Annotated in this window: 29 protein-coding genes; 28 read left to right on the top strand and 1 reads right to left on the bottom strand. The window is 65.9% G+C overall.

Annotated features, from left to right (window positions below; genetic code table 11):
• Positions 1-10: 10 nt before the first annotated feature.
• The 28 genes from rpsS to glmM all read left to right on the top strand — a co-directional run bounded on the left by rpsS (position 11) and on the right by glmM (position 17,781).
• Positions 11-292 carry a 30S ribosomal protein S19 gene (rpsS, locus tag AC5RV6_RS02000; RefSeq protein WP_494005609.1) on the top strand — a complete coding sequence of 94 codons (282 nt, stop codon included), beginning with the start codon at positions 11-13 and terminating at the stop codon, positions 290-292.
• Between the two features lie 38 nt (positions 293-330).
• Positions 331-696: a 50S ribosomal protein L22 gene (gene rplV / locus AC5RV6_RS01995; RefSeq protein ID WP_494005608.1), complete on the top strand. Its 366-nt coding sequence runs from the start codon at positions 331-333 to the stop codon at positions 694-696.
• Positions 697-1,509: a 30S ribosomal protein S3 gene (gene rpsC / locus AC5RV6_RS01990; protein WP_494005607.1), complete on the top strand. Its 813-nt coding sequence runs from the start codon at positions 697-699 to the stop codon at positions 1,507-1,509.
• Positions 1,510-1,926 (top strand): 50S ribosomal protein L16, encoded by a 417-nt coding sequence (gene rplP, locus AC5RV6_RS01985; RefSeq protein ID WP_494005606.1) that lies wholly within the window; start codon positions 1,510-1,512, stop codon positions 1,924-1,926.
• 2 nt (positions 1,927-1,928) lie between these two features.
• Positions 1,929-2,252, top strand: coding sequence for a 50S ribosomal protein L29 (gene rpmC, locus AC5RV6_RS01980; RefSeq protein ID WP_494005605.1), 324 nt, complete (start codon positions 1,929-1,931; stop codon positions 2,250-2,252).
• 8 nt (positions 2,253-2,260) lie between these two features.
• Entirely contained in the window at positions 2,261-2,554 is a 294-nt protein-coding gene (gene rpsQ, locus AC5RV6_RS01975) for a 30S ribosomal protein S17 (protein WP_494006603.1), read from the top strand.
• Positions 2,555-2,919: 365 nt separating this feature from the next.
• Entirely contained in the window at positions 2,920-3,288 is a 369-nt protein-coding gene (gene rplN, locus AC5RV6_RS01970) for a 50S ribosomal protein L14 (RefSeq protein WP_055239356.1), read from the top strand.
• Positions 3,289-3,291: 3 nt separating this feature from the next.
• Positions 3,292-3,654 (top strand): 50S ribosomal protein L24, encoded by a 363-nt coding sequence (rplX, locus tag AC5RV6_RS01965; protein WP_494005604.1) that lies wholly within the window; start codon positions 3,292-3,294, stop codon positions 3,652-3,654.
• A complete protein-coding gene (gene rplE, locus AC5RV6_RS01960; protein WP_494005603.1) occupies positions 3,654-4,223 on the top strand; it encodes a 50S ribosomal protein L5 in 570 nt (189 codons plus the stop codon). Before rplX ends, rplE begins: the two co-directional genes overlap by 1 nt.
• An 87-nt stretch (positions 4,224-4,310) precedes the next feature.
• A complete protein-coding gene (gene rpsH / locus AC5RV6_RS01955; protein WP_494005602.1) occupies positions 4,311-4,712 on the top strand; it encodes a 30S ribosomal protein S8 in 402 nt (133 codons plus the stop codon).
• Between the two features lie 19 nt (positions 4,713-4,731).
• Positions 4,732-5,268, top strand: coding sequence for a 50S ribosomal protein L6 (gene rplF, locus AC5RV6_RS01950; protein ID WP_494005601.1), 537 nt, complete (start codon positions 4,732-4,734; stop codon positions 5,266-5,268).
• A 2-nt stretch (positions 5,269-5,270) separates the two neighbouring features.
• Positions 5,271-5,654 carry a 50S ribosomal protein L18 gene (gene rplR / locus AC5RV6_RS01945; protein WP_494005600.1) on the top strand — a complete coding sequence of 128 codons (384 nt, stop codon included), beginning with the start codon at positions 5,271-5,273 and terminating at the stop codon, positions 5,652-5,654.
• Positions 5,655-5,683: 29 nt separating this feature from the next.
• The gene (rpsE, locus tag AC5RV6_RS01940; protein ID WP_494005599.1) at positions 5,684-6,361 is read left to right on the top strand and encodes a 30S ribosomal protein S5; all 678 of its coding nucleotides are present in this window, start codon (positions 5,684-5,686) and stop codon (positions 6,359-6,361) included.
• Positions 6,361-6,573: a 50S ribosomal protein L30 gene (rpmD, locus tag AC5RV6_RS01935; protein ID WP_494005598.1), complete on the top strand. Its 213-nt coding sequence runs from the start codon at positions 6,361-6,363 to the stop codon at positions 6,571-6,573. Before rpsE ends, rpmD begins: the two co-directional genes overlap by 1 nt.
• Before the next feature lies 1 nt (position 6,574).
• Positions 6,575-7,039 carry a 50S ribosomal protein L15 gene (gene rplO / locus AC5RV6_RS01930; RefSeq protein WP_494005597.1) on the top strand — a complete coding sequence of 155 codons (465 nt, stop codon included), beginning with the start codon at positions 6,575-6,577 and terminating at the stop codon, positions 7,037-7,039.
• 239 nt (positions 7,040-7,278) lie between these two features.
• Positions 7,279-8,589, top strand: a complete 1,311-nt coding sequence (gene secY / locus AC5RV6_RS01925) for a preprotein translocase subunit SecY (protein WP_494005596.1) — start codon at positions 7,279-7,281, stop codon at positions 8,587-8,589.
• Positions 8,586-9,158 carry an adenylate kinase gene (locus AC5RV6_RS01920; protein WP_494005595.1) on the top strand — a complete coding sequence of 191 codons (573 nt, stop codon included), beginning with the start codon at positions 8,586-8,588 and terminating at the stop codon, positions 9,156-9,158. Before secY ends, AC5RV6_RS01920 begins: the two co-directional genes overlap by 4 nt.
• A gap of 69 nt (positions 9,159-9,227) precedes the next feature.
• Entirely contained in the window at positions 9,228-10,049 is an 822-nt protein-coding gene (map, locus tag AC5RV6_RS01915; RefSeq protein WP_494005594.1) for a type I methionyl aminopeptidase, read from the top strand.
• Positions 10,050-10,369: 320 nt separating this feature from the next.
• Positions 10,370-10,591, top strand: coding sequence for a translation initiation factor IF-1 (infA, locus tag AC5RV6_RS01910; protein ID WP_055239372.1), 222 nt, complete (start codon positions 10,370-10,372; stop codon positions 10,589-10,591).
• A 26-nt stretch (positions 10,592-10,617) separates the two neighbouring features.
• Positions 10,618-10,731, top strand: coding sequence for a 50S ribosomal protein L36 (gene rpmJ / locus AC5RV6_RS01905; RefSeq protein ID WP_012397712.1), 114 nt, complete (start codon positions 10,618-10,620; stop codon positions 10,729-10,731).
• A gap of 189 nt (positions 10,732-10,920) precedes the next feature.
• Complete coding sequence (gene rpsM / locus AC5RV6_RS01900; protein ID WP_055239373.1) at positions 10,921-11,298, top strand: 30S ribosomal protein S13; 378 nt, start codon at positions 10,921-10,923, stop codon at positions 11,296-11,298.
• Between the two features lie 62 nt (positions 11,299-11,360).
• Positions 11,361-11,762 (top strand): 30S ribosomal protein S11, encoded by a 402-nt coding sequence (rpsK, locus tag AC5RV6_RS01895; protein WP_494005593.1) that lies wholly within the window; start codon positions 11,361-11,363, stop codon positions 11,760-11,762.
• A 200-nt stretch (positions 11,763-11,962) separates the two neighbouring features.
• A complete protein-coding gene (locus tag AC5RV6_RS01890; protein ID WP_494005592.1) occupies positions 11,963-12,973 on the top strand; it encodes a DNA-directed RNA polymerase subunit alpha in 1,011 nt (336 codons plus the stop codon).
• 64 nt (positions 12,974-13,037) lie between these two features.
• Positions 13,038-13,673, top strand: a complete 636-nt coding sequence (rplQ, locus tag AC5RV6_RS01885; protein WP_494005591.1) for a 50S ribosomal protein L17 — start codon at positions 13,038-13,040, stop codon at positions 13,671-13,673.
• Positions 13,674-13,726: 53 nt separating this feature from the next.
• Positions 13,727-14,680, top strand: a complete 954-nt coding sequence (locus AC5RV6_RS01880) for a tRNA pseudouridine synthase A (protein ID WP_494005590.1) — start codon at positions 13,727-13,729, stop codon at positions 14,678-14,680.
• 239 nt (positions 14,681-14,919) lie between these two features.
• Positions 14,920-15,363, top strand: a complete 444-nt coding sequence (gene rplM / locus AC5RV6_RS01875) for a 50S ribosomal protein L13 (RefSeq protein WP_494005589.1) — start codon at positions 14,920-14,922, stop codon at positions 15,361-15,363.
• 39 nt (positions 15,364-15,402) lie between these two features.
• The gene (rpsI, locus tag AC5RV6_RS01870) at positions 15,403-15,897 is read left to right on the top strand and encodes a 30S ribosomal protein S9 (protein ID WP_494005588.1); all 495 of its coding nucleotides are present in this window, start codon (positions 15,403-15,405) and stop codon (positions 15,895-15,897) included.
• 516 nt (positions 15,898-16,413) lie between these two features.
• Positions 16,414-17,781, top strand: a complete 1,368-nt coding sequence (gene glmM / locus AC5RV6_RS01865) for a phosphoglucosamine mutase (RefSeq protein WP_494005587.1) — start codon at positions 16,414-16,416, stop codon at positions 17,779-17,781.
• Between the two features lie 71 nt (positions 17,782-17,852).
• Here the strand turns inward: glmM and coaA are convergent, their stop codons facing one another.
• Entirely contained in the window at positions 17,853-18,842 is a 990-nt protein-coding gene (gene coaA, locus AC5RV6_RS01860) for a type I pantothenate kinase (protein WP_494005586.1), read from the bottom strand.
• Positions 18,843-18,867 lie beyond the last annotated feature (25 nt).

Here is an 18,867-nt window from a genome sequence, read left to right as displayed (position 1 = left end):
GCCTGGGAACATGCCACGCAGCCTGAAGAAAGGCCCCTTCGTCGACCAGCACCTCTTCGTGAAGGTGCAGGCCGAAAATGAGAAGGGCACCAAGAACGTCATCAAGACGTGGTCCCGTCGCTCGATGATCGTCCCCGACATGATCGGGCACACGATTGCCGTGCATGACGGACGCAAGCACATTCCGGTGTTTGTCACCGAGTCGATGGTCGGGCACAAGCTCGGCGAGTTCGCTCTGACGCGGACCTTCCGCGGCCATGTGAAGGACGACCGCAAGGGCAAGCGCCGCTAGGCGCCGCTCTTTCGGCAGAAGACGAGAGAAGGAAAGCAATGGAAGCCAAGGCAATTGCGCGCCATATCCGCGTAACGCCTATGAAGGCCCGGCGCGTCGTCAACCTTGTTCGTGGCAAGCAGGCGAATGAGGCTCTGGCAATTCTGAAGTTTGCCCCGCAGGCAGCTTCGGAGCCGGTCTACAAGGTGGTCGCGTCGGCCATGGCCAACGCCCGGGTCCTCGCGGACCGCGACGGCGTGGCCTTCGACGAGTCCGACCTCTACATCAGCGAGGCATTCGTTGACGAGGGTCCGACCATGAAGCGGTTCCAGCCGCGTGCTCAGGGCCGCGCGTACCGCATCAACAAGCGCACCAGCCACGTCACCGTGGTTGTTGCCACCCCCCAGAACGAGGAGGAACGCTAAGTGGGACAGAAGGTAAACCCGCACGGGTTCCGACTCGGCATCACCACGGACCACGTCTCGCACTGGTTCGCCGACAGCAACAAGCCGGGCCAGCGCTACAAGGACTTCGTCCGCGAAGACGTGAAGATCCGCCAGCTCATGTCCACGGGCATGGACCGCGCCGGCATCGCCAAGGTTGAGATCGAGCGCACCCGCGACCGTGTCCGCGTGGACATCCACACGGCACGTCCGGGCATCGTCATCGGCCGCCGCGGCGCCGAGGCCGACCGCATCCGCGGCGAGCTCGAGAAGCTCACCGGCAAGCAGGTCCAGCTGAACATCCTCGAGGTCCGCAACCCGGAAATCGAAGCCCAGCTGGTCGCCCAGGGTGTTGCAGAGCAGCTTTCCTCCCGCGTGGCCTTCCGCCGCGCGATGAAGAAGGCCATCCAGTCCGCGCAGCGCGCCGGCGCCAAGGGTATCCGTATCCAGTGCTCCGGCCGCCTCGGCGGCGCCGAAATGAGCCGTTCCGAGTTCTACCGCGAAGGCCGTGTGCCCCTGCACACCCTGCGTGCGAACATCGACTACGGCTTCTTCGAGGCGAAGACCACCTTCGGCCGCATCGGCGTGAAGGTCTGGATCTACAAGGGCGACATCACGTCCAAGGAACTGGCTGCCCAGCAGGCCGCCGCCCCGTCCCGCGGCCGCACCGGCGACCGTCCGGGCCGCAGCGGCGGTGGCGAGCGTCGCCGTCGCAACGACCGCGGTGACCGTGCCGGAGCGCCTGCCGCAGAGGCTTCGGCCGCTGCGCCTGCCGCAGAAGGAGGACAGGCTTAAATGCTTATCCCACGTCGAGTCAAGTACCGCAAGCAGCACCACCCGGGTCGTTCCGGCGCTGCGACCGGCGGCACCCAGGTCAGCTTCGGTGAGTGGGGCATCCAGGCCCTGACCCCTGCCTACGTCACGAACCGGCAGATCGAAGCGGCCCGTATCGCCATGACCCGTCACATCAAGCGTGGCGGCAAGGTCTGGATCAACATCTACCCGGACCGTCCGCTGACCAAGAAGCCTGCCGAAACCCGTATGGGTTCCGGTAAGGGTTCGCCGGAGTGGTGGGTTGCAAACGTCAAGCCGGGGCGGGTTCTCTTCGAACTCTCCGGCGTCAATGAAGAGGTAGCTCGCGAGGCCCTGCGCCTGGCAATCCACAAGCTGCCGCTGAAGGCACGCATCGTGCGTCGCGAGGGTGGTGAATAGTCATGGCAGTTGGATCCAAGGATCTGGCCGTTGAGCAGCTGGATGGTTTCGATCGGGACCGTCTCGTGGAGGAACTCCGCAAGGCCAAGGAGGAACTGTTCAACCTCCGCTTCCAGTCGGCCACCGGCCAGCTGGAAAGCCACGGGCGCCTGAAGGCCGTCAAGCGCGACATCGCCCGCATCTACACGGTGCTGCGCGAGCGCGAGCTCGGCATTCGTCCCGAGGTTGCCGCCCCCGTCGAGGAGGCAGCGACCGAGAAGGCTTCGAAGAAGTCCAAGAAGAAGGCCGCCGAGTCCGAAGCTCCCGCGGAGGATGATGCCAAGTGAGCGAAAACATGAATGAGGCAGCAGTGACCACTGACGCAAACGGCGCCGATACCCGCGGGTACCGGAAGACCGCACGCGGCTACGTCGTCTCCGACAAGATGGACAAGACCATCGTCGTCGAGGTCGAGGACCGCGTGAAGCACGCGCTGTACGGCAAGGTTATCCGCCGCACCGAGAAGCGGAAGGCGCACGACGAGCAGAACTCTGCCGGCGTCGGCGACCTCGTGCTGATCGCCGAGACCCGGCCGCTGTCCGCCACCAAGCGGTGGCGCCTGGTCGAGATCATCGAGAAGGCCAAGTAACCAAGCAGTACCAGGACCGGCCGGCCCGCCGCCGGATCCGCTGCGGGGAGCCCCGCTCCCCGCAGCGGACGAAGGCGGCACCGTCCACACCGCGTCAGGGCCCCGGCCGCGAACTCATCCGTGATTTCGCTTCCGGGGCCCTTTCGCGGTACACTTGAAATCTTGTCTGTGCGGTGCGGAAGTGTGCCCAGTTTAGGGTGCCGGGCTTCCTCACCGCCGCTACGACAAAAGCCCGATAATCTTGTTCAGCCTTCCTTCCCGTGCCCGCGTGCCGGCAGATGGCTGAGTACCAGTATTACGGGGTCCACCCATATCCGTTCCGCAAGGCTCAGCAATGAGAACCGGCGCGACGACAGGAGTAATAAGTGATTCAGCAGGAGTCGCGACTGAAGGTCGCCGACAACACGGGGGCCAAGGAAATCTTGACCATCCGCGTTCTCGGTGGTTCCGGCCGTCGCTACGCAGGCATTGGCGACACCATCGTTGCCACCGTCAAGGATGCAATCCCGGGCGGCAACGTCAAGAAGGGCGACGTGGTCAAGGCCGTCATCGTCCGCACGAAGAAGGAACGCCGCCGCCAGGACGGTTCCTACATCAAGTTCGATGAGAACGCAGCAGTGATCCTGAAGAACGACGGCGACCCCCGCGGTACCCGTATCTTCGGCCCGGTCGGCCGCGAGCTTCGTGACAAGAAGTTCATGAAGATCATTTCGCTGGCTCCGGAGGTGCTGTAGTCCATGGCAAAGATCAAGAAGGGTGACCTGGTTCAGGTCATCACCGGCGCAAAGGCTGAGCGCGGCGGCGACCGCGGCAAGCAGGGCAAGGTCCTGAAGGTCTTCCCGGAGACCAACCGCGTGCTGGTCGAAGGCATCAACCGGATCACCAAGCACACCAAGGTGGGCCAGTCCTCCCGCGGGTCCAAGACCGGCGGCATCGAGGTCATGGAAGCCCCCATCCACGTCTCCAACGTCGCGATCGTCGACCCCGAGACCAAGAAGCCGACCCGCGTCGGCTACCGCATCGAGACCCAGACCCGCGAGGACGGCACCGAGCGTACCGTCCGGATCCGCGTCTCCAAGGCCACCGGGAAGGACATCTAATGACTGAGACTGTCACCAGGACCGTTCCCCGTCTGAAGGCCCGCTACGCTGCGGAAATCAAGCAGGCGCTGCAGGACGAGTTCAACTACGCGAACGTCAACCAGGTTCCGCGCCTGGTCAAGGTCGTCGTGAACATGGGCGTCGGCGACGCCGCCAAGGACTCCAAGCTGATCGACGGCGCCGTCCGCGACCTGACCCAGATCACGGGCCAGAAGCCGCAGATCACCAAGGCCCGCAAGTCGATCGCGCAGTTCAAGCTGCGTGAAGGCATGCCGATCGGTGCGCACGCAACTCTGCGCGGCGACCGCATGTGGGAGTTCGTCGACCGCCTGGTCACCCTGGCCCTGCCCCGTATCCGCGACTTCCGCGGCCTGAACGGCAAGCAGTTCGACGGCAACGGCAACTACACGTTCGGCCTGACCGAACAGTCGATGTTCCACGAGATCGACCAGGACAAGATCGATCGCGTGCGGGGCATGGACATCACCGTGGTTACCACCGCCAAGACCGATGACGAGGGCCGCGCCCTGCTGCGCAACCTCGGCTTCCCGTTCAAATCCGAAGATTAATTACTACGTATCAGGTCTGAAGGACCACCCCCGGCACATACCGGGGCAGTCCCGCAGGAAACCGATACGAGGGAGGGCCAGAGCCCAATGACTATGACAGATCCTGTCGCAGACATGCTTACGCGTCTGCGCAATGCAAACTCGGCATACCACGATTCCGTGTCCATGCCTTACAGCAAGCTCAAGGCACGCGTTGCCGACATCCTCAAGGCCGAAGGCTACATCGCCGGCTGGAAGGAAGAAGAGGGAGAGGGCGGCTTCAAGAAGCTGACCCTGGACCTCAAGTTCGGTCCGAACCGTGAGCGCTCCATCGCAGGTGTCCGCCGCATCTCCAAGCCCGGCCTGCGCGTCTACGCCAAGTCCACCAACCTGCCGCACGTGCTGGGTGGCCTGGGCATCGCAATCCTGTCGACGTCGTCAGGTCTCCTGACCGACCGCCAGGCCGCCAAGAAGGGTGTGGGTGGGGAAGTCCTCGCCTACGTCTGGTAGCAGGGAAGGGGAAAGAAAAATGTCACGTATTGGACGTCTGCCCATCCCGGTTCCTGCCGGAGTCGATATCGCCATCAACGGCAACGTTGTGACCGTCAAGGGCGCCAAGGGCGAGCTGAGCCACACTGTGCCCAGCCCGATCACGGTTTCCCAGGAAGACGGCACGCTTACCGTTGCCCGCCCGAACGACGAGCGCGAATCCCGCTCCCTCCACGGCCTGACCCGCACCCTGATCGCCAACATGATCACTGGTGTGACCGAAGGCTTCAAGAAGGACCTGGAGATCGTCGGTACCGGTTACCGCGTGCTGGCCAAGGGTTCGGACCTCGAGTTCGCCCTGGGTTACAGCCACCCGGTCAACGTGAAGGCCCCCGAGGGCATCACCCTGACCGTCAACGGCCCCACCAAGATCACGGTGTCCGGCATCGACAAGCAGCTGGTCGGCGAGGTTTCCGCCAACATCCGCAAGCTGCGCAAGCCCGACCCGTACAAGGGCAAGGGCATCCGTTACGCCGGCGAGATTGTCCGCCGCAAGGTCGGAAAGGCTGGTAAGTAATCATGGCGATCAGCATCAACAAGAAGCGGACCAACAAGAGCAAGTCCGCAGCCCGTACCCGGCGCCAGCTGCGTATCCGCAAGCGTATTGCGGGTACCCCGGCACGTCCGCGCCTGGTCGTGAACCGTTCCGCACGCCACATCTTCGTCCAGGTTGTCGACGACACCAAGGGCGTCACCGTGGCCTCCGCCTCCACCATGGAAGCGGACCTGCGGGCCATGGAGGCCGACAAGACCGCGAAGGCACGCCGCGTCGGCGAGCTCGTGGCCGAGCGCTCCAAGGCTGCCGGCATTGAAGCGGTCGTCTTCGACCGTGGCGGCAACCGCTACCACGGCCGCATCGCGGCTGTTGCAGACGGCGCACGTGAAGGTGGGCTGGCACTGTGACCGAGGTTAACAAGGAAAAGGAAAATCAGGTGACTGAAGCTACAGCTGCTGAGGCAACTGAGTCCAAGGACGCCGCAGCCCCCAGCACCGATGACCGCCGCGGCGGTCGCCGGGACGGCCAGCGCAACGAGCGCGGCGGCCGTGGTGACCGCGGCGGCCGTGGCGGCCGTGACGGCGGACGCGGCGATGACAAGGACAAGTTCATCGAGCGTGTCGTGACCATCAACCGCGTCGCCAAGGTCGTCAAGGGCGGTCGTCGCTTCAGCTTCACCGCCCTGGTGGTTGTCGGCGACGGCAACGGCCTGGTCGGCGTCGGCTACGGCAAGGCCAAGGAAGTTCCCTCGGCCATCGCCAAGGCCGTGGAAGAGGCCAAGAAGTCCTTCTTCCGCGTCCCGCGCATCGGCAGCACCATCCCGCACCTGGTGCAGGGTGAGGCAGCCGCCGGCGTCGTGCTCCTGCGTCCGGCTTCCCCGGGTACCGGTGTTATCGCCGGCGGTCCGGTCCGCGCCATCCTCGAGTGCGCCGGTATCCACGACGTTCTGTCCAAGTCGCTGGGTTCCTCCAACGCGATCAACATCGTGCAGGCCACGGTTGCCGCGCTGAAGGGCCTCGAAGAGCCGCAGGCCGTGGCTGCCCGCCGCGGACTGCCGCTGGACGAGGTTGCCTCGGCGGCGATGATTCGCAACATGCAGAAGGCTGGTGCCTGATGACTACTCCCAAGCGCGTTGCCGTCAGCTCGGCACAGCTGCACATCACTCAGATCAAGTCCGCCATTGGCGGCAAGCAGAACCAGCGCGACACGCTGCGTTCACTGGGCCTGAAGCACATCGGCGACTCCGTCGTCCGTACCGCGGATGCAGTGACCGTCGGCATGATCTCCACGGTTCCGCACCTCGTGAAGGTTGAGGAGGCGAAGTAACATGGCCGAACAGAACGAACAGCAGAAGACGCTGAAGGTCCACCACCTGCGCCCGGCTCCCGGCTCGCGCACGGCGAAGACCCGTGTCGGCCGTGGTGAAGGCTCCAAGGGCAAGACCGCAGGCCGCGGTACCAAGGGCACCGCAGCGCGGTACCAGGTCAAGGCCGGCTTCGCGGGCGGGCAGCTGCCGCTGCACATGCGCCTGCCGAAGCTGCGCGGCTTCAAGAACCCGTTCAAGGTGACCTACCAGGTGGTGAACCTGGACCGCATCTCGGAGCTCTTCCCCGAGGGCGGCCAGGTCACCGTCGAGGCCCTGGCCGAGAAGGGTGCGGTCCGCCGCAACCAGCCGGTCAAGGTTCTGGGCACGGGCGACATCACGGTCAAGGTTGAGGTTACGGCCAACGCCTTCTCCGCAAGCGCGGTCGAGAAGATCGCTGCCGCCGGCGGGTCCACGACCACCCTGTAGCAGCCTTGGCAGACGGCATCCGGGGCGCCCGCCGCGCACTGCGCGGCGGGCAGCCCCCGGAAGCCGGCGCCGAAGCGTCAACGCTGAACTCCCGGCAGGACCCGAACGGGCCCGGCCGGGAGTTCAGCGCGTTAAGGCACCAATCCGGCGGGCGGCCCGTTAACGCAACAGGCAGCCACACCGGTTAGACTCTCACTGTCACCAGTCCGATCGGACTATTTCTTACCTCAGGAGGACGCTTGCTCAGCGCTATTGGCCGGGCCTTCCGGACGCCAGATCTGCGACGCAAGCTGTTGTTTACGCTGGGAATCATCACCCTTTACCGGATGGGTACGTTTATCCCGGCGCCGGGCGTCGACTACGGCAATGTTCAGCAGTGCCTCGCACTCGGCGCCACCACCGGCGGCCTGTACGAGTTCGTTAACCTCTTCAGCGGCGGCGCACTGCTCCAGGTGTCGGTCTTTGCGCTGGGCATCATGCCCTACATCACCGCGAGCATCATCGTGCAGCTGTTGCGCGTGGTGATTCCCCGGTTCCAGGCCCTGCATGAGGAAGGCCAGCAGGGCCAGGCCAGGCTGACGCAGTACACCCGGTACCTGACGATCGCACTGGGCCTGCTGAACGCGACGACCGTGGTGTCGCTGGCCCGCTCGGGCGCGCTGTTCAACAACCAGTGCTCGCTGGACATCATCCCGGACGACAGCCTGATCACGATCCTGCTGATCATCATCACGCTCACCGCCGGCACCGGCCTGATCATGTGGATGGGCGAGCTGGTCACTGAGAAGGGCGTCGGCAACGGCATCTCGCTGCTGATCTTCACCTCCATCGCCGCCTCCTTCCCGAGCTCCCTCGGCGCGATCCTGACCTCCCAGGGGTGGACCGTCTTCCTCGGCGTGCTGGCGATCGGCGTCCTCGTCGTCGCCCTGGTCATTTTCGTCGAGCAGTCCCAGCGCCGTGTTCCCGTGCAGTACGCGAAGCGCATGATCGGCCGCCGCACCGTGGGCGGTACGAACACCTACATTCCGATCAAGGTGAACATGGCCGGCGTGATCCCCGTCATCTTCGCCTCCTCGATGCTCTACCTGCCGGCGCTGGTGGCCCAGTTCAACACCCCCGCCGACGGCACCCCGCCGGAATGGGTCGTGTGGATCAACAACTACTTCGTCACCGGCGACCACCCGCTCTACATGGCGGTGTACTTCCTGCTCATTGTCTTCTTCACCTACTTCTACGTCTCCATCACCTTCAACCCGGAGGAAGTCTCGGAGAACATGAAGAAGTACGGCGGCTTCATCCCGGGCATCCGGGCCGGCCGTCCCACCGCCGAATACCTGCAGTACGTGCTGTCCCGCATTACCCTGCCCGGCGCTCTCTACCTGGGCATTGTTGCCCTCATCCCGCTGATCGCCCTGGTGCTCGTCGGAGCCAACCAGAACTTCCCGTTCGGCGGGACCTCGATCCTCATCATGGTTGGTGTGGGCCTCGAGACGGTCAAACAAATCGACGCACAGCTTCAGCAGCGTCACTACGAAGGGTTACTGCGATGACACGCCTGCTTATTATTGGACCTCCCGGCGCCGGCAAAGGCACTCAGGCCGCCAGGATCTCCGAGCGGCTCGGAGTCAGCGCGATCTCCACCGGCGACATTTTCCGGCACAACGTGAAGGAACTGACCCCGCTGGGCCTGGAGGCCAAGAAGTACATCGACGCCGGCAACTTCGTGCCGGACTCGGTCACCAACAACATGGTCCGTGACCGGCTGGCCAACGACGACGTCGTCGACGGCTTCCTGCTGGACGGCTACCCCCGCACCACCGCCCAGGTGGAGGAGCTGGACCGCATCCTCGCGGAGAGCGGGCAGAAGCTGGACGCCGTCCTCCAGCTGACCGCGGACGATGAGGAGCTCGTGCAGCGCCTGCTGCGCCGGGCCGAGATCGAAGGCCGCGCCGACGACAACGAAGACGTCATCCGCCACCGGCTGGACCTGTACAAGAAGGAGACGGCCGACGTCGTCGCCCGCTACCAGGACCGCGGCATCGTCACCCAGGTGGACGGGCTCGGAGACATCGACGAGGTCACCGAGCGCATCATGGCCGCGCTCAGCGACCTCCGGTAACCGCGAGGTGCTGCGCGCTCCGGCGCGCAGCACCTCAACCAGCTCAGCTCGACAGTAAGCAGGAGAAATTTGGGCCAGCCCAAAATCCAGTACAAGACCAACGCACAGATGCGCACCATGCGGGAGGCGGGGCTCGTGCTGAGCCGCGCCCTCGACGCCGCCTGCGCGGCAGCGGTTCCCGGTGCACGGACCCGCGACCTCGACGCAGTGTTTGCCGGCGTCCTCAGGGAGGCCGGCGCCACCTCGAACTTCCTCGGTTATCACGGCTTTCCGGCGACGATCTGCACCTCGGTGAACGAAGAGGTCGTGCACGGCATCCCGGGGGACAAGGCCCTGGCGGACGGAGACATCATCTCCATTGACGGCGGCGCCGTCGTGGACGGCTGGCATGCCGATTCCGCGCGGACCGTCATCGTGGGAGAGGCGGACCCGGCCGACCGGCGCCTCTCCGACGTCACCGAAGAGGCGATGTGGCGCGGCATCGCCGCTGCGGCGAAGGGCCGCTTCGTAGGGGACATCGGGAACGCCATCGACGATTACGTCTCCGGCATGCCGGGGGAGAAGCTGGGCATCCTCGAGGACTATGTCGGTCACGGCATCGGCTCGGAGATGCACCAGGCACCGGACGTGCTGAACTACCGCACCGGCCACCGCGGCCCGAAGCTGAAGCCCGGCATGTGCCTGGCGATCGAACCGATGCTGGTGCGCGGCGACATCGAGACCGCGGTGCTGGAGGACGAATGGACCGTCATCACCGTGGACGGCAGCCGCTCCTGCCAGTGGGAGCACTCGGTGGCGATCCACGAGAAGGGGATCTGGGTGCTGACCGCGCCCGACGGCGGAGCGTCGCGGCTTGAACCCCTCGGCGTGACGCCGGTGCCGATCCCGTAGCGGGACGCCGCCCGTCTGGGGGCCGGAAACGGATTGACGGAAAACCCGGATCGCCATCGGCGTCCGGGTTTTCCGCGTTCCAGGGCCGGCGGTGTGACGGCAGGGTCGGCAGATGCGGACGGCGGCGGGCCGTGCCCGGACCGGCTGCCGGGCCGCTGCCGGCGGAGATTTAACTTTCCCGGGCCCTTGGAGTACAGTTATCTGTTGGTTGTCTCTACACCCGTGCCCAATTTCCACCTCGGTGGGGGCCGGGTCGGGGACCATCAAACCCGAAAACCGTCCTCCCCGCCAAACGGAGGACACAGACGTTAGCGGAGGATATGGCCAAGAAAGACGGCGTCATTGAGATTGAGGGCTCGGTCAACGAAGCCCTGCCCAACGCGATGTTCCGCGTTGAGCTGGCGAACGGGCACATTGTGCTTGCCCACATCTCGGGAAAGATGCGTCAACACTACATTCGCATCCTCCCCGGAGACCGCGTTGTAGTGGAGCTTAGCCCTTACGACCTCACCCGAGGTCGCATCGTTTACCGCTACAAGTAAATCCTGCAACCACGCAAAGGAACGCCATGAAGGTTCAGCCGAGCGTCAAGCAGATCTGCGATAAGTGCAAGGTGATCCGCCGTAACGGGCGGGTCATGGTGATCTGCGAGAACCCGCGCCACAAGCAGCGCCAGGGCTAAGAACCCGCTGATCCGGGAGCTTCGGCTCCGGTCAACGGGTCCCGTAAGGGACGCCCACGCGTAGTAATCGAATAACAGGCAGTGCAGCGTCGGTACGCGTGACGCACACCCCCGGTACGGAGGCCGGGGACCTGGCGACAGGGAATGCACTGCTCCAGACCTCCGGAGCAACAAGAGGAGAACCGCCATATGGCACGTCTCGCCGGCGTAGACATTCCCCGCGAAAAGCGGGTAGTGATCGCGCTTACCTACATCTACGGCGTGGGCAAGACCCGTGCAGAGCAGACCCTCGCGGAAACCGGCATCAGCCCGGACACCCGCGTCAAGGATCTCACTGACGCTGAGCTCGTTCAGCTGCGTGACTACATTGAGGGCAACTTCAAGGTCGAGGGTGACCTCCGCCGTGAGGTGGCCGCCGACATCCGCCGCAAGGTGGAGATCGGCAGCTACCAGGGCATCCGCCACCGCCGCGGCATGCCCGTGCACGGCCAGCGCACGAAGACCAACGCCCGTACCCGCAAGGGTCCGAAGCGCACCGTTGCCGGTAAGAAGAAGGCCGGCCGCTAACAGCGGCTGACGCCGGGCCCTTCCGGGGCCACCCAAAAACCAAACTCTTTGTAGGAGAAGTAATGCCCCCTAAGACTCGTGGAGCGGTGCGCAAGCCGCGTCGCAAGGATAAGAAGAATGTTGCGCTGGGCCAGGCGCACATCAAGAGCACGTTCAACAACACCATTGTTTCCATCACGGACCCGTCCGGCGACGTCATCGCCTGGGCTTCCTCCGGTGAGGTTGGATTCAAGGGTTCGCGCAAGTCGACTCCGTTCGCCGCTCAGATGGCTGCCGAGACCGCTGCGAAGCGTGCACAGGAGCACGGCGTCCGCAAGGTCGACGTCTTCGTGAAGGGTCCGGGCTCCGGCCGCGAGACCGCCATCCGTTCGCTGCAGGCCACCGGCCTGGAGGTCGGGTCCATCCAGGATGTGACCCCGAGCGCGCACAACGGCTGCCGTCCCCCGAAGCGCCGCCGCGTCTAATCGGCTTTCCGGCTGACCGGTCCGGACGAACCACCCTGGTGCCGCTGCCGCCTTTGGCGGCCGCGGCACCGGTGGGTGGATCCTCCAGGAGGCCGGCGACGGGATCCAGCCGTCCAAGACGCCCGCGGGAGACCCCGTCGTCGTCGTTTCCACCAATTGTGCTGCGTCATATAGCGGACGCTCGCTGAAAGGAAATGCAAGTGCTCATTGCACAGCGCCCCACCCTCACTGAAGAAGTCGTAGCCGACAACCGGTCCCGGTTCATCATCGAACCGCTGGAGCCCGGCTTCGGCTACACCCTCGGCAACTCGCTCCGCCGCACGCTGCTGTCCTCCATTCCCGGTGCTGCGGTAACCAGCATCCGGATCGACGGCGTGCTGCACGAGTTCACCACGGTCCCCGGTGTGAAGGAGGATGTCACTGAGATCATCCTGAACATCAAGAACCTGTCGGTGTCCTCCGAGCACGACGAGCCCGTGGTCGCCTACCTGCGCAAGCAGGGCCCCGGCGTCGTCACCGCTGCGGACATCGCTCCGCCGGCCGGTGTCGAATTCCACAACCCGGATCTGCACATCGCCACCCTGAACTCGAAGGGCAAGTTCGAGCTCGAACTGACCATCGAGCGCGGGCGCGGCTACGTTTCCGCGGCCCAGAACAAGTCCGGCGACCAGGAGATCGGCCGCATCCCGGTCGACTCCATCTACTCGCCGGTGCTGAAGGTGACCTTCCGCGTGGAGGCCACCCGTGTCGAGCAGCGCACCGACTTCGACCGCCTGATCGTCGACGTCGAAACCAAGGATGCCATTGCCCCGCGCGACGCCGTCGCGTCCGCAGGCACCACCCTGGTTGAGCTGTTCGGACTGGCCCGCGAACTGAACACCGCAGCCGAGGGCATCGAGATCGGCCCCAGCCCCACCGACGCCGCGCTTGCGGCCGACATGGCGCTGCCGATCGAGGACCTCGAGCTGACCGTGCGTTCCTACAACTGCCTCAAGCGTGAGGGCATCCACACCGTGGGTGAACTCGTCGCCCGCTCCGAGGCTGACCTGATGGACATCCGCAACTTTGGCGCGAAGTCCATCGACGAGGTGAAGGCGAAGCTGGTTGAACTGGGCCTGTCCCTGAAGGATTCCCCTCCCGGGTTCGACCTGGCAGCCCGTGCCGCAGCCATTGACGAGGACGAGACCGAGTTCTCGGACGACGAGCTCTAACTAGCAAATTTCTGCCGGCCCGGCTTTCTCCAGAGCCGTCGGCACCGTTTGAGGAGAAAATGTAATGCCTACACCCACCAAGGGTAAGCGCCTCGGAGGCAGCCCGGCCCACCAGCGCCTGATGCTGGCGAACCTGGCTTCGCAGCTGTTCGAGCACAAGCGGATCACCACCACGGTGACCAAGGCCAAGCGCCTGAGCCCGTACGCCGAGCGCCTGATCACCTTCGCCAAGCGCGGAGACCTGGCTGCCCGCCGCCGCGTGCTGACCATGATCACCGACAAGGGGATCGTGCACGAGCTGTTCACCGAGATCGCTCCGGCCGTCGCCAACCGCGAAGGCGGCTACACCCGCATCACCAAGATCGGCAACCGCCAGGGCGACAACGCGCCCATGGCCGTGATCGAACTGGTGCTGGAGCCGGTTTCCGCCAAGCAGGCCGTGGTCGCCGAGGCTTCGGCCGCCGCTGCCGCCGCCGCTCCGGCCGCTGAATCGGCCGAGTCCGCTGATTCCCCCGAGTCGGCTGACTCGCCGGAGTCCGCAGACAGCGCCGATTCGGCTGAGTCTGCTGACGAGGCGCCGGAGACCGCGCAGGCCGACGTCGAGGCCCAGCAGGCCGCGCAGGAGTCCGCTGCTGCCGCTGCCACCGAGGCTGCAGTCGACAACGCGCCGAACGCGCAGCCGGACCCCCGTCAGTCCTAGCCTCCCGCGCTGCATGTCGGCATCCCGGTGCCGGCACGCGTAGCATGGAAGACATGACGATCGAAGGACCCGCCGCTCCCCATGGGGACGGCGGGTCTCTTCGTATCCGGCTTGACCTGGCCTACGACGGCGCCGCATTCTCAGGGTGGGCCGCTCAGCCGGGCCTGCGGACCGTCCAGGGTACCCTCGAGGACTCACTTGCCGTACTGCTCCGCCGGCCCGTGCGCCTCACCGTAGCCGGACGCACGGATGCCGGTGTCCACGCGCGCGGACAGGTGGCGCACCTGGACCTGGCACCCGAAGAGTGGGAAGGCCTGACGCGGGGGCACGAGCTCGAACCCGAACAGGCTATGCTTCGCAGGCTGCGCGGGGTGCTGAACCGGGAGCTCACCATGCCGCTGCGGGAGTCCGGCATGCCCCGGCGCATGGCCGAAGCCATGGCCGGAGCGATCCATGTGTTCTCCGCCCGCCCGGCCCCGGCTGGATTCGACGCCCGGTTCTCCGCCCTGTGGCGGCGCTACAGCTACCGGATTGCCGACCGGCTGCAGGACCAGGACCCGCTGACCCGCGGCATCACGCTCTGGCACCGCAGGGAACTGGACGTGGACCGCATGAACGAAGGCGCCGCCGCCGTGCTGGGCGTCCACGACTTTCTGTCCTTCTGCAAGCCGCGCCTCGGCGCCACCACCATCCGCGAGCTGCAGGCCTTCGCCTTCGCCCGCGGAGCCGACGGAGTGATCACCGCATCGCTCCGCGCAGACGCCTTCTGCCACAGCATGGTCCGCTCGCTGATCGGCGCAGCGCTCAGGGTCGGATCGGGGGAGCGCGCCCCGGCGTGGCTGGCCGAGAGGCTCTTTGCCCAGGTCCGCGACTCGAAGTCACTGCTGGCTCCGCCCCATCCGCTGGTGCTGGAAGAGGTGCGGTACCCCGACGACGAGGGCCTGCGGGCCCGTGCCGACCGCACCCGCGCGCTGCGCGACAGCGCGGCGCTGTCCGGGCCCTTTTGACCTGGCCGGGCCGAGCGGCTATCGTTTATAGTCGTTGTGCGTGTCCTACCTCGATAGGTCTATGCCCACGGGAGCGGCTTAAGTTGCAGAGCCACCTGGCCCCGGGGAATAGTCGAGAAACTTTGGACCACTGGTACGAGCAGTCCTCACCTGACACTCCGGTAGCGCATAGATGAAGCTGCGAAGCACATGGCTTGCCATGTGCAGCCACCTAAGAAGAAGAAACGAAGGCAAAAAACGTGCGTACGTACACCCCGAAGCCCGGCGACATCAACCGCCAGTGGCACGTCATTGACGCCACCGACGTTGTCCTGGGTCGTCTTGCCAGCCAGACCGCAACACTGCTGCGCGGAAAGCACAAGCCGACCTTTGCTCCCCACATGGACATGGGCGATTTCGTCATCATCATCAACGCAGAGAAGGTCGCCCTGACCGGCGCCAAGCTCGAGCAGAAGCGCGCTTACCGCCACTCCGGTTTCCCGGGCGGTCTCTCCTCCGTCAACTATGCCGAGCTGCTCGCGAAGAACCCGGTTCGCGCCGTCGAGAAGGCGATCCGCGGCATGCTCCCCAAGAACTCCCTGGCTGCCCAGCAGATGGGCAAGCTGAAGGTCTACGCAGGTGCCGAGCACCCGCACGCTGCCCAGCAGCCGAAGACCTTCGAAATCACCCAGGTCGCTCAGTAGTTCCGGCCCGTTAGCTAAGAAAAGAATTCAAGGAGAATCGTGGCTCAGAACGAAGAGCTCAATGAAAGCACCGAGGAGCTCACCAGCTACACCTCGGAAACCCCGGCGGAGTCCACTGTGGCTGTTGCCGAGCGTCCCGCGCTGACCGTTGCCGGTTCCGCCGTTGGCCGCCGCAAGGAAGCCATCGCCCGCGTGCGCGTTGTTCCCGGCTCCGGCCAGTGGAACATCAACGGCCGCGAGCTGTCGGACTACTTCCCGAACAAGCTGCACCAGCAGGAAGTCGCCGAGCCCTTCAAGGTCCTGGAGCTTGAAGGCGCCTACGACGTCATCGCCCGCATCCACGGCGGCGGCCCCTCCGGCCAGGCCGGTGCGCTGCGCCTGGGCATTGCCCGCTCGCTGAACGAGATCGACCGCGAGAACAACCGCCCGACCCTGAAGAAGGCCGGCTTCCTGACTCGTGACGCCCGCGTCATCGAGCGCAAGAAGGCAGGCCTCAAGAAGGCCCGCAAGGCTCCGCAGTACTCCAAGCGCTAATTCAGCGCTTCCCTGGTCCCGCCCGCTGGCGCGTTCGGGACCAGGGCCCCGCGCGCTGAATTGGCGCTTGGCTCCACAAGCGCCCTTCGGCGCCGCACAGCAACAGCCCCCGCTGCAGAGCGGGGGCTGTTGCTGTTTAAGACGCTGTCCGTCCGGTGGGCACGTGGCCGGCCGTCCCCGCACAGCGGCCTTGCCCTCCGCTTCGGGTTGCCACCCTCCACTTCGCAGCGTTCCCCTCCGTATTGTCCGTAGCCTCCGCTTCAGGCCGGAGGAAGTGAAACGAAGTGGAGGTAATCCGAACCGGAGGTACATGAGGTACATACAGACACAGGTGCCGGATTCAGCGCGCCCCGACTGCCCTGATGCCCTGCGCGGGAGGGAAATCACCTGCCCCGCGGGCCCGCTGCGGGCCTTCGATTTCACGATCGGGGGTATACCGGTGGCAGAATAGCCCGGTAAGCCTGCCGCCTGCGGCCCCTCATTGAGGTGAAAAAGCGTGTCTTAGGATTGTGTGCGATGAGCAGATTGTTTGGAACAGACGGCGTGCGGGGCCTCGCGAACGGCCTGATTACCGCGGAGGTGGCGCTCAGCCTGGCCCAGGCCGCCGCCGTCGTCCTCGGCCACCGGCGCTCCGACGGCCGCCGCCCCACCGCCGTCGTCGCACGCGATCCGCGCATCAGCGGAGACTTTATCTCGGCAGCGGTGGAAGCCGGGCTCGCCAGCTCGGGCGTCGACGTCCACGACGCCGGAGTGCTGCCCACCCCGGCTGCCGCCTTCCTGGTGGCGGACCTCGGCGCCGACTTCGGCGTGATGATCTCCGCCAGCCACAACGCCGCCCCGGACAACGGCATCAAGTTCCTGGCCCGCGGCGGCCAGAAGCTCGACGACGCCCTCGAGGACGAAATTGAACTCGAGATGAGCCAGCCGTCGCTGCGTCCCACCGGCGCCGAGGTAGGCCGCATCAACCGCTTCGCGGACGCCGAAGACCGCTACGTGCTCCATCTGCTGCAGACCCTGCCGAACCGGCTCGACGGCCTCAAGGTGGTCCTGGACTGCGCGCACGGCGCCGCCAGCGGCTGCTCACCGCAGGTCTTCGCCGACGCCGGCGCCCAGGTCGTGGTGATCGGCGCCGATCCGGACGGCATCAACATCAACGACGGGTACGGCTCCACGCACCTGGGCCCGCTCCAGGCCGCCGTGGTGGAACACGGAGCGGACCTGGGCATCGCCCACGACGGCGACGCCGACCGCTGCCTGGCCGTCGACCACGAGGGCAACGTGGTGGACGGCGACCAGATCATGGCCATCATGGCCACCGCCTTCAAGGCCGCCGGAAAGCTGAAGGACGACGCCCTCGTCGCCACCGTCATGAGCAACCTGGGCCTCAAGCTCGCCCTGCGCGAAGCCGGCATTTCGCTGCGGGAAACCGCCGTCGGAGACCGGTACGTGCTCGAGGCGATGCGCGAAGGCGGCTACAGCCTCGGCGGCGAGCAGTCCGGCCACGTCATCTTCTCGGAGTACGCCACCACGGGCGACGGCGTCCTGACCGGACTCCAGCTGGCAGCCCAGGTCGCCCGCACCGGCCGGCCGCTGAAGCAGCTGGCCACCGTGATGAACAAGCTGCCGCAGGTCCTCATCAACGTGCGCGGCGTCGACAAGGCCGGCGTCAGCACCAATGAGGCCGTCAGCCGAGCAGTGGAAGCCGCGCAGGCGCAGCTGGGGGAGACCGGGCGCGTCCTGCTCCGCCCCTCCGGAACCGAGCCCGTGGTCCGCGTGATGGTTGAGGCCGCGGACATGGACACGGCGTCGGCCGTCGCAGGCCGGCTGGCCGAAACGGTGGAGACCCACCTGTCGCTGAAGCCCACCGAAGGCGCCGCGGTCTAAGCGGACCCCTTCCGCTCCGCAGGCGTACCGGCCGGGCGGCCCGGAGGTTTCGGGCGGTACCGGCCGGCAGCCTAGGTCTTGCGCAGGAGCATCCTGGTCACCGAATGGTTCGCGTCCTTGGACAGGACCAGCTGCGCCCGTCCCCGGGTGGGCAGCACATTGGTGACAAGGTTCGGCTCGTTGATCCGCTTCCAGATCCCCAGCGCCGTTTCGCGCGCTTCCTCGTCGCTCAGATCGGCGTAGCGGTGGAAGTACGACGCCGGATCGGCGAAGGCACCGCTGCGCAGCTTCTGGAACCTGCGCACGTACCATTCCTCTATGTAGGAGGTGCGGGCGTCCACATAGATCGAGAAGTCGAAGAAGTCGCTCAGGGCGAGACCGGCGCGCCCGTCGGCGCGGACCCGGGCCGGGGCCAGCACGTTCAGCCCCTCCACAATGAGGACGTCGGGGCGGCGCACGACGATCTCCTCGCCGGGAACAATGTCGTAGGTCAGGTGCGAGTACCTGGGGGCGCGGACCTCGTCGGCCCCGCTCTTGACCGCGCTCACGAAGCGCAGCAGCGCCCGGCGGTCGTAGGACTCCGGAAAGCCCTTGCGCTGCATCAGGCCACGGCGCTCCAGCTCGGCGTTGGGGTAGAGGAAACCGTCGGTGGTGACCAGCTCGACGTTGGGGGTTTCCGGCCAGCGCCGCAGCATCTCCCGCAGCACGCGCGCCGTCGTGGACTTCCCGACAGCCACCGAGCCGGCGACGCCGATCACGAACGGCGTGCGGCTGGTCTTCTCGCCCAGGAAGGTGGTGGTGGCATTGTGCAGTTCGCCGGCCGCCGCGACGTAAAGGTTCAGCAGGCGGGAGAGCGGCAGGTAGACCTCGCGGATCTCCTCGAGGCTGAGCTCGTCGCCGATGCCCCGCAGCCGGACAATGTCCTCCTGGCTCAGCGGGGACTTGATCTCGTTCGCAAGCCGCGCCCAGGTGCTCCTGTCGAGCTCGACAAAGGGTGTGAAGTTGCCCTCAGACCCGTTGGACGGCAGCGGCCGGGGCAATGGTTCACTCACTCTGTGCATTCTGCCCTGCCGGGCCCGTCAATCC

This window comes from Arthrobacter saudimassiliensis (genome assembly GCF_059090665.1).
The sequence above is the reverse complement of the archived record's forward strand: the minus strand, read 5'-3'. Positions and strand labels throughout refer to the sequence as shown.

Coding starts and splice junctions, on each gene's coding strand:
- coaA (WP_494005586.1), bottom strand. CDS start 18,842: ATGCACAGAGTGAGTGAACCATTGCCCCGGCCGCTGCCGTCCAACGGG.
- rpmD (WP_494005598.1), top strand. CDS start 6,361: ATGACTACTCCCAAGCGCGTTGCCGTCAGCTCGGCACAGCTGCACATC.
- infA (WP_055239372.1), top strand. CDS start 10,370: ATGGCCAAGAAAGACGGCGTCATTGAGATTGAGGGCTCGGTCAACGAA.
- rplV (WP_494005608.1), top strand. CDS start 331: ATGGAAGCCAAGGCAATTGCGCGCCATATCCGCGTAACGCCTATGAAG.
- rpmC (WP_494005605.1), top strand. CDS start 1,929: ATGGCAGTTGGATCCAAGGATCTGGCCGTTGAGCAGCTGGATGGTTTC.
- AC5RV6_RS01920 (WP_494005595.1), top strand. CDS start 8,586: ATGACACGCCTGCTTATTATTGGACCTCCCGGCGCCGGCAAAGGCACT.
- rpmJ (WP_012397712.1), top strand. CDS start 10,618: ATGAAGGTTCAGCCGAGCGTCAAGCAGATCTGCGATAAGTGCAAGGTG.
- rplE (WP_494005603.1), top strand. CDS start 3,654: ATGACTGAGACTGTCACCAGGACCGTTCCCCGTCTGAAGGCCCGCTAC.
- rpsQ (WP_494006603.1), top strand. CDS start 2,261: ATGAATGAGGCAGCAGTGACCACTGACGCAAACGGCGCCGATACCCGC.
- rpsS (WP_494005609.1), top strand. CDS start 11: ATGCCACGCAGCCTGAAGAAAGGCCCCTTCGTCGACCAGCACCTCTTC.
- rpsK (WP_494005593.1), top strand. CDS start 11,361: ATGCCCCCTAAGACTCGTGGAGCGGTGCGCAAGCCGCGTCGCAAGGAT.
- rpsM (WP_055239373.1), top strand. CDS start 10,921: ATGGCACGTCTCGCCGGCGTAGACATTCCCCGCGAAAAGCGGGTAGTG.
- glmM (WP_494005587.1), top strand. CDS start 16,414: ATGAGCAGATTGTTTGGAACAGACGGCGTGCGGGGCCTCGCGAACGGC.
- rplF (WP_494005601.1), top strand. CDS start 4,732: ATGTCACGTATTGGACGTCTGCCCATCCCGGTTCCTGCCGGAGTCGAT.
- rplX (WP_494005604.1), top strand. CDS start 3,292: ATGGCAAAGATCAAGAAGGGTGACCTGGTTCAGGTCATCACCGGCGCA.
- rplO (WP_494005597.1), top strand. CDS start 6,575: ATGGCCGAACAGAACGAACAGCAGAAGACGCTGAAGGTCCACCACCTG.
- rplP (WP_494005606.1), top strand. CDS start 1,510: ATGCTTATCCCACGTCGAGTCAAGTACCGCAAGCAGCACCACCCGGGT.
- rplR (WP_494005600.1), top strand. CDS start 5,271: ATGGCGATCAGCATCAACAAGAAGCGGACCAACAAGAGCAAGTCCGCA.
- rpsH (WP_494005602.1), top strand. CDS start 4,311: ATGACTATGACAGATCCTGTCGCAGACATGCTTACGCGTCTGCGCAAT.
- AC5RV6_RS01880 (WP_494005590.1), top strand. CDS start 13,727: ATGACGATCGAAGGACCCGCCGCTCCCCATGGGGACGGCGGGTCTCTT.
- rplQ (WP_494005591.1), top strand. CDS start 13,038: ATGCCTACACCCACCAAGGGTAAGCGCCTCGGAGGCAGCCCGGCCCAC.